A 15,752-nucleotide genomic window follows, 5' to 3' on the forward strand; every position below is an offset into this window, starting at 1 on the left:
AAGTAGCTCAAGACTTTGAGCTACTTTTTTAATAATCTTTTTAATTTATGAATAAACAAAAAAAATCTAACAAAACCATTAAAAGCAATAAAAAGCAACAAAGTAAAGCATCTACAACTAGCAAAAAAATTGTTGATGATTTTTTAGGGAAATTTATCAAAATTCCTCCAGGTGAATTTTCTATGGGAACTGAAAACGGTCATTTAGATGAAAAACCTGTCCATAAAGTAATAATCTCTAAAGCTTTTGAAATTTGTGCTACAGAAGTTACACAAGCACAATGGCAAATGATTATGGACAATAACCCTAGCTCATTTAAGGGTGCTAAGTTACCTGTAGAAAATGTTTCTTGGGAAGAAACACAGCAATTTATTGAGTTAATCAATATGCTTAGTCCAACCTACATTTACCGTCTACCTACAGAAGCAGAATGGGAATATGCTGCTAAAGCAGGTAGTAATGAGGATTATGCAGGAGAGCTTGAAAGGCTAGCTTGGTATGAAGCTAATTCTGGTGGAAAAACCCATCCTGTAGGTAGAAAACAGCCTAATGCATGGGGTCTTTATGACGTGCATGGCAATGTTCAGGAATGGTGCCAGGATTGGTATGATAGTTATTCTGGTGAAACAGTAACAGATCCTACAGGCCCTAAAAGTGGCTCAGAAAAGGTTATTAAAGGTGGTGGCTGGCATAGTTTAGCTGCTTCCTGTCGTTGTGCTAGTCGAGTAATTGGATTACCAATAAATCATTACTTTTATGTAGGTTTGCGCCTGGTAAGAACTCCTAAAGAACCTAATTAAAAGTAATAATTTGTAGTTGTTAGAAAAATGTCCTACCAATAAGAAAAGTTTTATCTAACTTGGTTATAATAGTTTATCTAGTTATAATAAACTCCTCTTCTAAAACTTTTCTAGCTGGAGGCAACTACAATTTTATGAATCAATTAGTTAAAGCTTTACTTTTAGCAAGTGGCGGTGTGTTAGCTTACACTTTAGTAAAAAAATACAATACCCCTAGCTTACCAGATTATTATCATAATAAAGCAGCGATTGTTACAGGTGGAGCAAATGGTATTGGTAAAGCTATTGTCTCTCAACTAATTGGCCTAGGGGCCCAAGTCCTAGCAGTTGATTATAACCAAGAAGCTTTAGAAATCTTACAAACAGAACTTCCCACAGTAGAAATTTTAGCTATAGATTTAACAGAAGAAGACGCACCAGAACAAATTTTAGATTATGCCCGTGATTTATTTGGCAATATAGATATTTTATTTAACAATGCTGGCATTATTGTTTTAGGGCCTTTTTGGGATATGTCCTCAACACAAATTCAGCGTCTAATAGATGTTAATTTAGTCGCCCAAATTCGTATGACCCGCACTTTTTTAGATTACTTCTTAGCTCATCGTTCTGGAGTTATTGCTTATACTGGTTCATTAAGTGCGCATGTTTATTCACCTTCTCATAGTGTTTATACTGGAACTAAAGGAGGATTAAATAATTTTGTAGCAGCCCTTAGACGCGAACTACCTATTAATAGCGGAGTACAGCTAACAATTATTCATCCTAATGTAACGGTTACTAATTTAGCAGATAGCAAGCTTTTTGATACAGTAAAACATTTTATTAGCCTAGAAAGTGCTGATGAAGTAGCTTCAGCATTATTAAATGGAATTGTTAGCAGAAAGAAAGAAGTTTATGTTCGCATTAGAGATGAAGCTTATAAATGGATTGAACGCCTTGCACCAGATTATGTTGATGAAAGATTTCGTCAACTCTTAGCCATTGACCCAACTAGAAAAAAATCTGCTCAATTAAAACTTTTGGCAAATGAAACTGAATAATCAAAATTTGGTGAGAATATGCAAGAAATACAAATAGGTACAACTTTGGGCCGCTATACAATTAAATCCCAACTTGGCCGGGGTGGTATGGCTATAGTCTACAGTGCAAGCATAACGAATATTACTATATTGCAATGGAATTAATCCCTGGCCAAACTCTAAGAGAAAAGTTAAATGAAGCTAAATTAGATCCTTATGAAGTGATAGATATTGCTTCTCAAACGGCTGAGGGCTTAGGGGCAGCGCATAATTTAGGTATTATCCATAGAGATGTTAAGCCAGAAAATTTAATGATTCGCCCAGATGGTTATGTTAAGGTGCTAGATTTTGGACTAGCTAAAATTTGTCCAGGTAGCCTTATTGATGAAGCAAAGGGAAAAAGCACACTTGGACGTGTAGGACAACTTAACACCCAAAGAATAATGCAAGGCACAGTTGCTTATATGTCCCCTGAACAAGTTCGAGGTGAAGATGTTGATGTAAGAAGCGATTTATTTTCACTAGGCATTGTTATTTATGAAATGCTAACTGGGCAACTGCCTTTTGAAGCTAAAACCTTAGCAGATAAAATGTTAGCAATTCTTAGACATGAAGTAATCCCACCTAGTCATATTAACAAGGCTTTAACACCAGAATTTGATGTTTTTATTGCTAAAGCTTTGGCTAAACGTAAAGAAGATCGTTTTCAAAATGCTTTAGCCCTGGCTAGAGCATTACGCTTAATTGAACCAGGAAAAAGTACTAATGCTAATACAACTTGGTCACTAGTCCAACCTATAGGCCAACATGCTCAAACCGTTGCAGCAGCAGTAGAAAATATAGAGGAAGATTTTGCAGCTAATCAAGGCTTTGTAGGTCGCGCTAAAGAGCTAGAGCAATTTCAAAACCGCTTTCAACTTGCCTTAAAAGGTAAACCACAGTTAGTTTTAGTTACTGGCGAGTCTGGAATGGGAAAAAGTGTTTTAGTTAGTCAATTTCATACTCAAATTAAAAATAATGCAGCTTTTCTTTCTGGCCGTTTTTATGAAAATATTTGTGGACTGCCATTTGTTACTTTTTTAGATGCTCTTAGCGATTTTTGGACTAGTTCTCTTTTAGATAATCCTACAAATTTATTAGGTAATATCTTTGCTGAACGAACTGAACAAATAGAAGAAGCCTTAAAAAAGCGTGATACCGTTCGTGCTTCTTATATGTTGCTACAAATGCAAGGCGGGGCTGAACAAGCAATGCGAAGTTTTGAAGCTATACGCCGTTGCCTTAAAGCTTTAGCATCACATAAACCTATAGTATTTTTTCTAGATAATTTACAATGGGCTGATGATGCTAGTTTGCTAGCTTTTGCTTATTTGGCTAAAACCCTAGCTAATGTACCTATTTTACTTGTTGCTACAATTCGCACAGGAGAATTAATTGAAGGTAGCACCTTAAAAACCTGGGCCCAACAACTACATCAAAGAGAAAATGTACAAGTTTGTCATTTAATACCTTTTAACCTTCAAGAAGTAGGACATTTTGTTTCTCGACTCTGCCCAGGAATAGAAAATACAGATGAACTAGCAAACGCACTTTATCAAGAAACAGATGGAAATCCTTATTTTGTTAAGGAAATGGTAATGCTTTGGCTAGAAAATGGCACTTTATCTAAACAAAAAAATGGGCAATGGAAATTTTCTGATTTGGAAAATTAGAATTACCAAAATCTATTTCAGATTTAATAGAACTAAAATTAAAACAATTAGACAAACCTATTTTAGATGTACTTAGCCAAGCCTCTGTAATTGGCAATGAATTTGGGTTTATTTTTCTACAAACCGTTACCCAATTAGATGAAGAAGAGCTTATTTATATTTTAGAAACAGCCATTAGACGTAGCCTTATCGATGAAATAGGTGGACAAACTGAAGATCGCTATATTTTCCATCATAATACTATCCAACAAATACTTTATCAAAATCTAAGTAAGCGAAGAAAACGCCAGTTACATGAAAAAGGAGCTGAAGCCCTACAAAAATGTTTTTCAGGGATGATAGAAAAAGTAACGCCACAAATTGCTTATCATTACCGTAATGCTGGAGTAGCAGAAAAAACTTTTGAATATTCTGTTCGTGCTGCTGAACAAGAAAGACAAGCAGGCTCAGCAAGTGAGCAATCCAATTATTTGGAATGGGCTAAAGACGCTTTAGCTGATATGCCAACAGATATTCATTACAGAAAATTTTTACGTCTTCTTAGCACTTATCGACTTGGGTTAGGCTCGCTAGCCTCGTTACGTGGTAGAGCAGATGTAGCCTTAAGCCATTTAGAAGAAGCCTTAATGATTAGTCAAAAAGTAGCAGAGCCACAACTACATGGAAGTGTGCTAAAAGAAATGGGTATGCTACAACTCCTCTTAACTGATTATCCTCAAGCACAAAAACATTTTACAGAAGCAATAGCAATATTTGAGCGTAGTGGCGATACAGTTCAAAGACTAGCAGCTTTATCAGGCTTTACTTTATCTAAGTCCTTTAATCCAAAAGAATTAGAAGGTGCTGCTCGTTGGCTAATGGCCGTTGCTGGCAGTTCATCACAAGCTAAAGGTTTTGCCTACACTGCTTTAGCATTAGCTGATATGCAGGTTGGCCTTCTTGGTCAAGCTATAAAACACTATCAACGCGCTCTAGAACACTTAGAAATTGCTGGTGAAACTTCTCAATACACCAGAACACTTGGTTTACTTGGCACAACTTACGCCCAATGTAGACAATTTGACTTAGCAGAAGATTGTTGTCATCGAGGTTTAGAACAATCTACTAATATTAATTTATTTGCTCAGTTAATTGCCCGTAGCACAATGATTCCTATATTTTTATATCGTAAAGAGTTTTCTTTAGCAGAAGAAACAGCCAATCAAGTCTTACAGTTAAGTAAAAAATCTAGTAATAGATTACATGTTAGTCGCGCTCATGCTGAACTAGCAGAAATATATCAGTATGTTGGAAAATTTACTGAAGCAATTACAAATTATGAACAAGCCATAGAGTTTTTTGCTTCGTTAAATTATCATTACCGTCTAGCAGAAGCTTTAGCTAAAATTAGTCTTTGTTACTTTAGCTCTAATCAAATAGACAAAGCTTTAGAAGCTTGCCGACAAGCAAGAAAAATATCTCGTGAACATCAATTTCGCTATACACTTATGATTGCTTCTAGCACAATGGGAAGATGTTTTGTTGCTCAAAATAGGGTAGCTGAAGCAAAAACTTATTTACGTGAAGCTAGACATGCATTAGAAGAAATGTCAGCTAATTTACCAGAAGATTTTGTAGATGTTTTTTTATCTGATAAATCCGATATATTGGATTTATGCAATCAATATATTAATCGATAAGTTTACTGTTATTAATCCTAAGCAATATACTTAATTATTAAGGAACGGCTTTATGTCTACATTACTAGAAACTTTAAGTAGTTATGTACCTACTTTAGTTGTAGAACAAGCCACACAAGATCCTAATTACTTTACTAAACCAACCAAAAAAAAACTTTCTTGTGTTGTGCTTTTTGCTGATATTTCTGGTTTTACAACCTTAACCGAACGTTTAGCAAAGCGTGGGCCATCTGGCGCAGAAGAACTAACAAACTTACTTAATAATTATTTAGGCAAATTAATAGACCTAATTACAAGCTATGGTGGTGATATTGTTAAATTTGCTGGAGATGCTCTATTAGTTTTATTTACAGAAGAATTTATTAAAGAAGACTTAAATAAATTAACTGAACGTGTAGCAGATTGTTGTTTAAGAGTACAAAAAGAGCTACATAATTACCAAGTAGCTAGTGATGTAGAGTTAGCTATTAAGCTAATTATCAATATAGGCGAAGTTTCTATCCAAACTTTAGGAGGTATTTTTGGGCGTTGGGAACTTTTAGTAACTGGTGATCCACTAGATCAAATAGCTTTAGCTAATTCATTAGCCAAAGCAGGCGAAATTTTACTTTCTTCTCAAGCTTGGGAACTAATTAAAGAAAAAGTGGAAGTCATTAATAAAAATGACAAGATTTTATTAGTCAATTTAAGAACTAACTCATATTTCCCTGAAATAGCCAAAGTACAACCTAAAGCTACGGCAACAACAGCAATAAGAGCTTTTATTCCTGGAGCTATTCGTAGTCGTATTGATAGCGGACAAACAGATTGGCTTGCAGAATTACGTAGAATTACAGTTTTATTTATCAACCTTCCAGATCTTAATCATGAAAGTTTAGAAAAAGCACAAGAAGCTATGTGTGCTTTACAAATTAGCTTGTATCGGTATGAAGGAAGCATTAATAAGATAAGTGTTGATGATAAAGGAGTTTCACTAGTAGCAGCAATGGGACTACCTCCATTAGCTCATGAAGATGACCCAGCAAGGGGTGTACGTGCAGCAATAGCAATGCAGGAGGAATTAAAAAAACTTGGCCTACAAAGTTCTATTGGAATTACTACAGGACAAACCTTTTGCGGTTCTGTTGGAAGTAGCGTTAGGCGGGAATATACAATTATAGGGGATACTGTAAATTTAGCTTCTAGATTAATGCAAGTTGCACAAGGAAGTATTTTAACGGATAAAACCACAGCTAAAGTAGCCTCTAATCGATTAAATTTTACACCACTAGAACCAGTTACAATAAAAGGTAAACAACAACCAATAACAATTTACCAACCTTCACTACTAACAGCTAAAAAATCAAAAACCCCCTCTAACCCTAAAACACCTATTGTAGGACGTATTAACGAAATTGCTTTCCTAAAAGAAAAATTACTTTTGTCAAAACAAACCTGTAAATGTAGTTCTATAATCATTGAAGGAGAAGCGGGAATTGGTAAATCTCGCTTAACAGAGCAGTTAATTACACAAGCACAAGAACTAGAACTTCTTACCTTAACTAGTGAAGGTGATTCAATTGAAAGCTCTACTCCCTATTTTGCTTGGCGAAATGTGGTTAATCAACTTTTTCAACTAGAAAATTTATCTGACGCGGATAAAACAGAACAACAAACTCATATTTTGCGACAATTGCCTAATGATGCTAAGACTTTACAATCTGCGCCTCTTTTAGATGTATTTTTACCCTGGGATTGGGTAGACAATGAATATACAGCAGAATTAATAGGTAAAACTCGTGCTGATGCTGTGCATGAGTTACTAATTAATCTACTAAAGCAGGCTAGCAAAAACCCTTTAATTTTAGTTATGGAAGATGCTCATTGGTTGGATTCTGGCTCTTGGGCGTTGCTGCTGCTAGTATGTCAGCAAATAGAAAATTTAATTACCGTAATAGTAACTAGACCAATTGCAGAGCCAATTCCACTTGAATATAAAGAAATACAGGTTTTGAGCAAGACAGAAAAAATAGTACTTAATAATTTATCTGTTGCTGACACTCTAAGTTTAGTTTGTCATCGCTTAGGAGTAAATTCTTTACCAAAACAAGTAGAAGATTTAATAATTGAAAAAAGTGAAGGTAATCCTTTTTTTAGCGAAGAATTAGCTTATGTAATGCGTGATCTAGGCTTTATTGAAATTATTAATGGAGAATGTCGGCTATCTAATAAATCTAATGAGCTAAAAACTACAAAGCTTCCAAACACTATACAGGGACTAATAACTAGCCGTGTAGATCGTCTTACACCTGCCCAACAACTAACAATTAAAGTAGCAAGTGTGATAGGACGAGTTTTTTCTTTCCGTACCCTTCAAGATATTTATCCAATAAATGAAGATAAAGCACGTATTGCAGAACATTTTAAGGTTTTAGAAGGTCTTGATTTAACACCTTTAGAGCGTCCTGACCCAGATTTAGCTTATATTTTTAAGCATATTATTACCCGTGATGTAGTTTATAACCTAATGTTATTTTCCCAACGCCGTCAACTACATCGAGCCGTAGCTGAATGGTATGAAAAGACTTATGCAAATGATCTAGCTCCTTATTTTTCCTATCTAGCTTATCATTGGTGTAAAGTGGTTGTAGATAGCGCAATTGATCCAAAATTAGTTTGGAAAGCTGTTGATTACCTGCAAAAGGCTGGTAATCAAGCAGTTCAACGTTATGTTAATCAAGAAGCCATTGGATTTTTTGCTGAAGCTTTAGAGCTATTAAAAACTCTTCCAAACAGCATAGAACGCACAGAACGGCAAATAGAATTACAATTAGCTATTGGTGCGCCAATTATTGCTACAAAAGGCTATGCAGCCGTAGAAGTGCTAAATGCTTACACACAAGCACAAGAACTATGTAAAAAGCTTGGCGACAAGGCTAAATTATTTCCAGCATTAAGAGGTTTATGGGCGTTTTATATTGGCCGTGCAGATTATAAAACAGCAGCAAATTTAGCTAAACAACTCCTTGAACTAGCTCAAGAAGAAAAAGACTCAGCAATTTTACTAGAAGCTCATAGAGCAATGGGAAATACAATTTTTTGGTCTGGGGATTTGATTAGCTCTCAACACCATATGCAGGAAGGCATAGAGCTTTATACACCTGATAAACACCACACCTTAGCTTTTCTTTATGGTCAAGATCCAGATGTTGCTAATCGTGGAATGCAGGCCTGGCCGCTTAGTTTAATGGGCTATCCTGAACAAGCTATTAAACGAGGAAAAGAAGCTATTAGTCAAGCTCTAGAACTTTCTCATCCTTATAGCCTGGGCTATGCTTTAATTCATGATTGTTGTTGCCAACAATACCTTTTAAGAGTTGATCAAGCTCTTCAACAATCAGAAAAAGCTATTAAATTATCTCAAGAAAAAGGCTTTCCTAACTGGATGCTAGCTGGGATGGTAGTTCATGGATGGGCTTTAGTACAAAAAGCAGACTTGTCAGGTCTTCAAGAAATAGAGCAAGCTGTAAATTTCTGGCGTTCTTCAGGCTCAGAACTTGTTGTTCCTTACTTTATGACGCTGTTGGCTGAATGTTATAGCAAAACAGATAAGCTTAGCCTTGCATTAGATACCTTAAAAGAAGCTATCAATATTGCAGAAAAAAACAATGATCATTGGTATGATGCTGAAATGTATCGCCTAAAAGGTGAAATTTTACTACTCTTAGACAATGATTTGGCTCAAGCAGAAAACTGTTTTCTTAAAGCCATAAACATTGCAAAACATCAACAAGCTAAACTACTACAACTTCGTGCAAGTATTAGTTTAGCTAAACTATGGCAACTTTCAGAAAACAAAGAAAAAGCCCAAGAAATGCTAAAAGAAATCTATAGTTGGTTTAATGAAGGTTTCCAAATGCCAGATTTACAAGCAGCAAGAAAAATTTTAGCTAAATAACCCTCACTTTTAAGGAGTAGTTCATGGGAGCAGATAATGATAAAAATTTACCAGATGAAATAAACCCTGTAGTTGAAGAAACACCTGTTTTAGAACTAGTAACCCCTCCATCTGATTCTCCCGCTACAGAAGTTGCTGTTGAAGTTGGAGAAATCCCTGATCCAAGCGATACAAAACAAAATAGCTTCACTGAATTCTTACGTTTAATAACCTCTGATGACCAACGTGTAGCTCTAGCTAATCTTTATATAGATTTTGAGCTAATTTTACTACTGCAAAGCAATGTTGATAGCTATGATGAAACTGACCCCTTAGGACGACAAACTCCTGAAAATTCAGCTAAAAAAACTTTATTACTACTTAATACAGTAACACAGGTACTAAATAGCATTACTTTGGTCAAACCCGAAGTTCATTATATAAAAGAAACTCATCGCTTACGCAAAAATACTCCTTTACCAGTTGAACAATATTATAGAAATAAATCTCCAGAAGTAGATTTAATTAAAGCTTATACAAATTTAGAGCAGCTTAAATCTTTACTCAGCAATAGTTTACATGGTAAGCAACTATTTGATACTTTAGACTCAATGTCTGACCGAGTAATACCACAATATAAAGATTTCTTAAAAGGAATTAGAAAACGTGAAGCAACTTTAATTACAGAATTTATAAATGAAGAAAGTAGTCCGTCTGCCAATCGTCAACAAACAGATGATAAAGAAGCTTTGTCAGTATTGAGAAAAAGTATTATTTCTCTAACAAATAGTTTTGCTAAAAAGCAAATTAATGACGAGAAAGTTTCTAATATAGTATTACCTGATTCAATATTTCTGTTAGATTTTATTGAGTATTTAACCCATATATCTAAAGCTTTAGACAGCTTTTTTGAGCAACAGCCATCAGCACGCCTAGAAGATGCCTATTTTCGTCACTTAGAGTTAATTAGGCATACTTTTAAGCATCTTCGCTCAACAATGAGAGAGGAACATTTCCAAGAAAAACCCCAACTACCTTTCTTAAACCTAAAAGGTTTTGTTTATTTTGCAGTCAAAGTAATTAAAGATTTAAATTATTTTAATCCTATATTGCATCGTAAGTATCGCTACTATTTAGAACGTACTGTTATAGATAAGCGGCTTCAAGAGGCTTTTAAGAATATTCCAGAAGATAACCGCCGGGAACGCCGTTATGTTATTCCTTTGCTTTTAGAATTAAGCCGTTTAATTAGAATGGTTTCCAGAGTTAGCCCTAGTAAAGATGATTTAACAGATTATCAACTTACTTTTTACTGGTTTAAGTTAATAGAGATTAACTTTAGACAATTAATTCATTTTCTTAAGTCCTATCCAGTCAATGAACCTCTAGGAACTCGTTTTGATAGCATGTCTTTTACTTTGGAAATGGAAGCAGAGCGCGTTTTTGGTAAACGTGGACATTTAATTAACTTAAATGAAATTAGCTCTTTAGAAGAATATATCAAACGTGTAGAAGATAGTTTAGGTATTCTAAGACATGTTTTACAGGAAAATTACTTAGAGTTAGCACAAACCTATTTACCAAACTTAACTAGAGAAGACCTTTATAAAGATTACCGTGAGCGACTTATTGGAACTATGCTACTACGTGAGCATACCCTGGTGTATTTGGCAAATTTGCTCACGCGCCGAGCGACAATTAAAAGATTATATTGAACGAAAAATTTTACTTGAGTTAAATCCTTTTCTTACTTCACTTATGCGACAAATTCAAGTTTATTTAATGAAATTTCTACCAAAAGTTTTTTATTCTGATAGGGTAGAACTTAAGCGAACAGTTAACGATCTTTTCACTTGTGCCAATATGCTAGCTAATCGTAAAGGTACAATTAGCGATCAACACTTAATTCAATTAAGTGAACGCATTCATGTATTAACTACATTATTTGGCAGCCTTGCAGAAAACATCCGTAAACGTTCTATTTTAGAGAATCGCCCCTTTGATGAAGATTCAGCTAAACGCACCTTAAAGAAATACTTACAAGCAGGCGAAAAATCTTCTTAAGCTATCTCAAAGATAAAAAATAGTAATGGTAAGCTTTGATTAACTCAAAACTTATCATTATTATTTTTAATAATCTACTATTAACGTAAGGAAATTTTATCTAGTAACATCAATAGAAATAAAATAGGCAAATAAATTACAGATGATTGTAAAAGTCGCCTAGCTTGTTGCCATGAACGCTCTTTAGCTGTTAGAAAGCTACAGTAAAGATACCAGGAGCTTAATAATAAAGCTCCTACAAAATAAATTTTTCCTGTTATTCCAATCATTGTTGGTAAAAGGCTAATAGGCAAAAGAACTAAGGCATAAAGTAAGATTTGTCGGCCTGTTGTAAAGCCCTCTGGTTCAACAATTGGCAACATACGGATTCCTGCGCGAGCATAATCTTCTTTATACATCCAAGCAATAGCTAGAAAATGAGGAAATTGCCAGAAAAACATAATTAAAAATAACACTAACCCTGATAGATCAATTTGGTTAGTTACTGCGGCCCAACCAATTAATGGAGGTGTAGCACCTGGAAAAGCTCCTATTACGGTACTTAGAGGCGTGCGACGTTTTAGCGGAGTGTAACAAAAAATATAGCTAAGTATTGTAAATAAACCTATTAGACCTGTGATTAAGTTAACAAAATATGATAAATATAAGACTCCAGCTAAAGCCGTAAGGCTACCAAATAAAACAGCTTTTCTAGCAGTAATTCTACTTGTTGGTAAAGGACGTTGCTTAGTGCGCCACATTTCTGCATCACTTGAGCGTTCCCACCATTGATTAAGTGTTCCTGTTGCAGCACCAATTAATGAAACACCCAAACTTAAATGTAGTAGCAAAAGGCTACGCCAATTCTCTGTTGCCATACCAAAACCAGCAATAGCAATTAATAGTAAGAGTATTAAAATGCGTGGTTTAACTAACTCAAGGTAGGTAGACAACAGCTTAGTGTTTGGTTGTTCATTTGTTTGTGCCGCCAAGGATTCAGATAATACTTCTGCCTTTGTTGGTACAATGCTTGATTCGGTACTCATCCAATAAACCCTAACAATCCTTTGAAAACCTATTGTTTATGTTGTTGTTTTTAACAATAACATTTGTCATTGTTAGTGAAAACGATTGATAGCAGATAAAAATCCATATCTCCTATTTATACTTATAAATAACTAATAACATTAATGCAAAAAATATTACTGCTGGGACAAATAAAAATAATACTGCCAAACCAAGCGAATTAACTGCGCTAGAATTAATTGCTTGTTCTGTTGTAGTTTTGCACATTGCACAATGAGCAAATATAGTAGCGGTATTTAAGTAGAAGAAAATACTTAATAAAAAAATTATTTCCAAACAAAAAGTAATACAAAAAGAACGATCCATAAAACATCCATAAAATGCCAGTACCCAGTAGCAACATCAACTGCTGCTCGTTTTTCAGCCGTAAATCTATAGTATATTGCCCCAAGCAATATATATGATAGGCCAAGCAAACCTCCAAGCAAATGTAATGCGTGAACTCCTGTTAAAATATAGAAAAATGTAGCATGTGGGTTTGTAGCTTCCATATAAACGCCTTTAGCCATAAGTTGCTTCCATGCAACTAGTTGGCTAGTAAAAAAAGCTATTCCTAAGACAGTAGAAATCATTACCCAACGCTTAAATTTTTCTAACAGCTTATTTTTCAAAGCACTACGAGCAATTTCTAATGTAAAACTGCTAATAATTAAGACTAGAGTGCTAGAAACAACTGCTGATGGCATAGAGATAGGTTTCCAAGCCTTACCCATTTCACGAACAATATAAACAAAAATAATCGCGCCAAAAAACATTATAATAGGAATTATGGCAAATAATAAAAAAAGCATTGGACTAGATTTTTTTTCTTTTGGCTGGGTTTTATTCTTGTCGTTACTATCATCTCCGCCACCGCCACCGCCGCGAAAGTTATCTAAATTGTTATTTCCTCCACCGCCAGTAGTAACATCATTAGATTTTTCTTTTATATCAACTGATGTCATAATTACTCCTTAAAAATGCCTAAGAATTATCTAAAGAATTATTAGGCAAATCCTCTGTTTGCATAAAATAATCTTTATTTGCTCCCGGCAGGCTAAAATCATATGCTCCTCGGTAAACAATAGTAGTAGCATTATCTTTGGAGGGTGGAGAGCTACTAGTCCATTCCAGAGTTGTTGCTTTCCAAGGATTTTCCTTAACCTTTTTACCAGCAAAAATACTAGTAATTAAGTTAATTAAAAATAGTAGTTGGACATTAACAGTCACCAACATAGCAATTGTGATAAATTTATGTAAGGGCTGCAACTCGTTTAGATAAAGAAACTCGCTAATTTCGGCATAACGTCTTGGATTTCCAGCTATTCCTAAAAAGTGCATAGGAAGAAATATTGCATAAACTCCTAAAAAAGTAATAAAAAAATGCACTTTTCCTAGATCTTCATTCATTTGTCTGCCCACAATTTGAGGAAACCAAAATGCAGTTGCAGCAAAAATTGCAAAGATAGCCGATGACCCCATAATTAAATGAAAATGTCCTACAACAAAATAAGTGTCATGTAAGTAAATATCCAGGCTACTTTGCCCTAAAAAGATCCCTCCTAAACCTCCAGTTATAAATAAAGAAATAAACCCTAGGGAATATAACATTGGTGTAGTAAGTTGGATTTTTCCACCCCAAATTGTACCAAACCAATTTAAGGTTTTTATAGCTGAAGGCACAGCTATTGTTAAAGTAAGTAAAGAAAATGTCATTGATAAATAAGGGCTTATTCCAGCAATAAACATATGGTGTCCCCAAACTAAAAATCCAAGTAGAGCAATAGCTAGGGTAGCAAAAACCATAGAGCGATAGCCAAAAACAGGTTTGCGGGAAAAAGTCGCTAAAAAATGAGAAACAAAGCCCATAGCAGGCAAAATTGCAATGTAAACTTCAGGATGTCCAAAAAACCAAAATAAATGTTGCCAAAGCAGTGGTAAACCATCGGTTAGACTAATAACTTTACCGTCAATAAGCAGCCCTGAAGGAAGAAAAAAGGCTGTCCCTAAAGTTCTATCAAATAGAAGTAATAAACCTGCTGCTAGTAGCACAGGAAAAGCTAGCAGCGAAACCATAGCCGTAGCCAACCAGCCCCAACAAGTCAACGGCAAGCGCATTAAGCTCATGCCTGTAGTTCGTTTTGTAATAACTGTGATAAGAAAATTTATTGAATTTAATATTGTTGCTAAAGAAAAAATTGACAAACTAACCAACCAAAGATCCATCCCTCTAGCTTGACCTGGTTGACTGCTAACAATACTGCTTAAAGGAGGGTAAGCCGTCCAACCCGTCAAGGGTGCGCCACCTGTAACAAAAAAAGCACTTAGCAAAACACAAAAAGACAAAAATGTTAGCCAAAAAGAAATTAGCCCCAATTTAGGATAAGCCATTTCTTTAGCACCTATTTGCAAAGGCAAAAAGTAATTACCAAAAGCTGCTTGTGGTGCCAGTGTTAGCACAAAAAAAACCATTATTGTACCGTGCATTGTCATTAATGAAAGGTAAAACTCTGGTGTCATTTGACCAGTTTCGTTAAATGCTGTTGGAAGCAGTTTTGACATTATAAACCAAACATCACTAGGCCAAGTTAACCTAAGACGCATTATTACAGAAAAAGTAATAGATACAAAAACTGCTAATAGTGCAAGCAAATAATATTGTAGCCCTATAATTTTATGATCTTGGCTAAATAAATATTTGCGCAAACAAATAATCCTCCTAATTAATTCTTATCATTTTTGGTATTATTTCTTAACCAGACAGCAAAGTCTTCTTTACTAACAACTTTTAGCTTTGCTTTCATTCGGTAATGTCCTAAGCCACAAAGTTCAGCACAAGCAATTTCATATTCCCCTATTTTGGTAGCTTGAAAATGTAATTTCATTAGCATTCCTGGCATAACATCTTGTTTAACTCTTAAGTTAGGAACAAAAAAGCTATGAATTACATCTTGAGATCGTAAATAAAGCCTTATGGACTCTCCAAGAGGAACTACAAGTTCGCTACCTGTTAAAATATCATCATTTCCATCAGGGTCATTTTTATCTAAACCTAAGGGGTTATTATCCTTTTCTATTTGAGTTAAATCAATTCTACCAAATTTGTTATCCGACCCATGATAGCGAAATTGCCATTCAAACTGTTTAGCAACAGCTTCAATTTCTAAGGGATTTTTAGGAGTGGAAGAATAAATTTTATTCCATATATTTTGGCTAGTGGCAGCAAGTGTAATAAATATAACAATAAGCAATGAAGCATAAGCTATTTCTAAGCGAAGATTACCTAAATGATACTTTGCTATAGATGATTTTTTTTCCTGATATTTAAGAATAAAGTAGCCAAGTAGAAGGTGAGACAGTAAAAAAGCAATGCCCGTAATGATTAGGGTTAAGGAAAATTGATTATCTATTTGAGAAAAATTTGAAGCTAAGGCAGGAAAAGACGAGCCAAAGAAAAAAAGAGCAGTAATAGTTATTGCTAAAAGCCAAATCAAAATAGCAATAGCTAAAGCCAT

The 15,752-nt window shown here is 34.8% G+C and carries 12 protein-coding genes; 7 read left to right on the plus strand and 5 right to left on the minus strand.

Going from position 1 to position 15,752, the window contains the following annotated elements:
- Nucleotides 1-47 precede the first annotated feature (47 nt).
- From IPK14_09695 to IPK14_09725, 7 genes are all read left to right on the plus strand, one after another.
- Nucleotides 48-800, plus strand: coding sequence for a formylglycine-generating enzyme family protein (locus tag IPK14_09695; protein MBK7993676.1), 753 nt, complete (start codon nt 48-50; stop codon nt 798-800).
- A 134-nt stretch (nt 801-934) separates the two neighbouring features.
- A complete protein-coding gene (locus IPK14_09700) occupies nt 935-1,843 on the plus strand; it encodes an SDR family oxidoreductase (protein ID MBK7993677.1) in 909 nt (302 codons plus the stop codon).
- Nucleotides 1,844-1,977: 134 nt separating this feature from the next.
- On the plus strand, nt 1,978-3,534 hold the full coding sequence (locus IPK14_09705) for a serine/threonine-protein kinase PknK (protein ID MBK7993678.1): 1,557 nt from the start codon (nt 1,978-1,980) through the stop codon (nt 3,532-3,534).
- Nucleotides 3,535-3,869: 335 nt separating this feature from the next.
- The gene (locus tag IPK14_09710) at nt 3,870-5,213 is read left to right on the plus strand and encodes a tetratricopeptide repeat protein (GenBank protein ID MBK7993679.1); all 1,344 of its coding nucleotides are present in this window, start codon (nt 3,870-3,872) and stop codon (nt 5,211-5,213) included.
- 52 nt (nt 5,214-5,265) lie between these two features.
- The gene (locus IPK14_09715) at nt 5,266-9,150 is read left to right on the plus strand and encodes an AAA family ATPase (protein ID MBK7993680.1); all 3,885 of its coding nucleotides are present in this window, start codon (nt 5,266-5,268) and stop codon (nt 9,148-9,150) included.
- A gap of 23 nt (nt 9,151-9,173) precedes the next feature.
- The gene (locus IPK14_09720) at nt 9,174-10,844 is read left to right on the plus strand and encodes a hypothetical protein (protein MBK7993681.1); all 1,671 of its coding nucleotides are present in this window, start codon (nt 9,174-9,176) and stop codon (nt 10,842-10,844) included.
- On the plus strand, nt 10,777-11,193 hold the full coding sequence (locus IPK14_09725) for a hypothetical protein (protein MBK7993682.1): 417 nt from the start codon (nt 10,777-10,779) through the stop codon (nt 11,191-11,193). The genes IPK14_09720 and IPK14_09725 overlap by 68 nt, the downstream gene beginning before the upstream one ends.
- Nucleotides 11,194-11,273: 80 nt before the next feature.
- On the opposite strand, the gene cyoE is transcribed toward IPK14_09725, so the two are convergent.
- The 5 genes from cyoE to coxB all read right to left on the minus strand — a co-directional run bounded on the left by cyoE (nt 11,274) and on the right by coxB (nt 15,752).
- Nucleotides 11,274-12,218 carry a protoheme IX farnesyltransferase gene (gene cyoE, locus IPK14_09730; protein ID MBK7993683.1) on the minus strand — a complete coding sequence of 315 codons (945 nt, stop codon included), beginning with the start codon at nt 12,216-12,218 and terminating at the stop codon, nt 11,274-11,276.
- Between the two features lie 112 nt (nt 12,219-12,330).
- Nucleotides 12,331-12,564 carry a hypothetical protein gene (locus IPK14_09735; protein ID MBK7993684.1) on the minus strand — a complete coding sequence of 78 codons (234 nt, stop codon included), beginning with the start codon at nt 12,562-12,564 and terminating at the stop codon, nt 12,331-12,333.
- Complete coding sequence (locus IPK14_09740) at nt 12,525-13,202, minus strand: cytochrome c oxidase subunit 3 (protein MBK7993685.1); 678 nt, start codon at nt 13,200-13,202, stop codon at nt 12,525-12,527. Before IPK14_09740 ends, IPK14_09735 begins: the two co-directional genes overlap by 40 nt.
- 19 nt (nt 13,203-13,221) lie before the next feature.
- The gene (locus IPK14_09745) at nt 13,222-14,961 is read right to left on the minus strand and encodes a cbb3-type cytochrome c oxidase subunit I (GenBank protein MBK7993686.1); all 1,740 of its coding nucleotides are present in this window, start codon (nt 14,959-14,961) and stop codon (nt 13,222-13,224) included.
- The gene (coxB, locus tag IPK14_09750; GenBank protein ID MBK7993687.1) at nt 14,961-15,752 is read right to left on the minus strand and encodes a cytochrome c oxidase subunit II; all 792 of its coding nucleotides are present in this window, start codon (nt 15,750-15,752) and stop codon (nt 14,961-14,963) included. Before coxB ends, IPK14_09745 begins: the two co-directional genes overlap by 1 nt.

The organism is Blastocatellia bacterium (assembly GCA_016713405.1).
Classification (GTDB): domain Bacteria; phylum Acidobacteriota; class Blastocatellia; order Chloracidobacteriales; family JADJPF01; genus JADJPF01.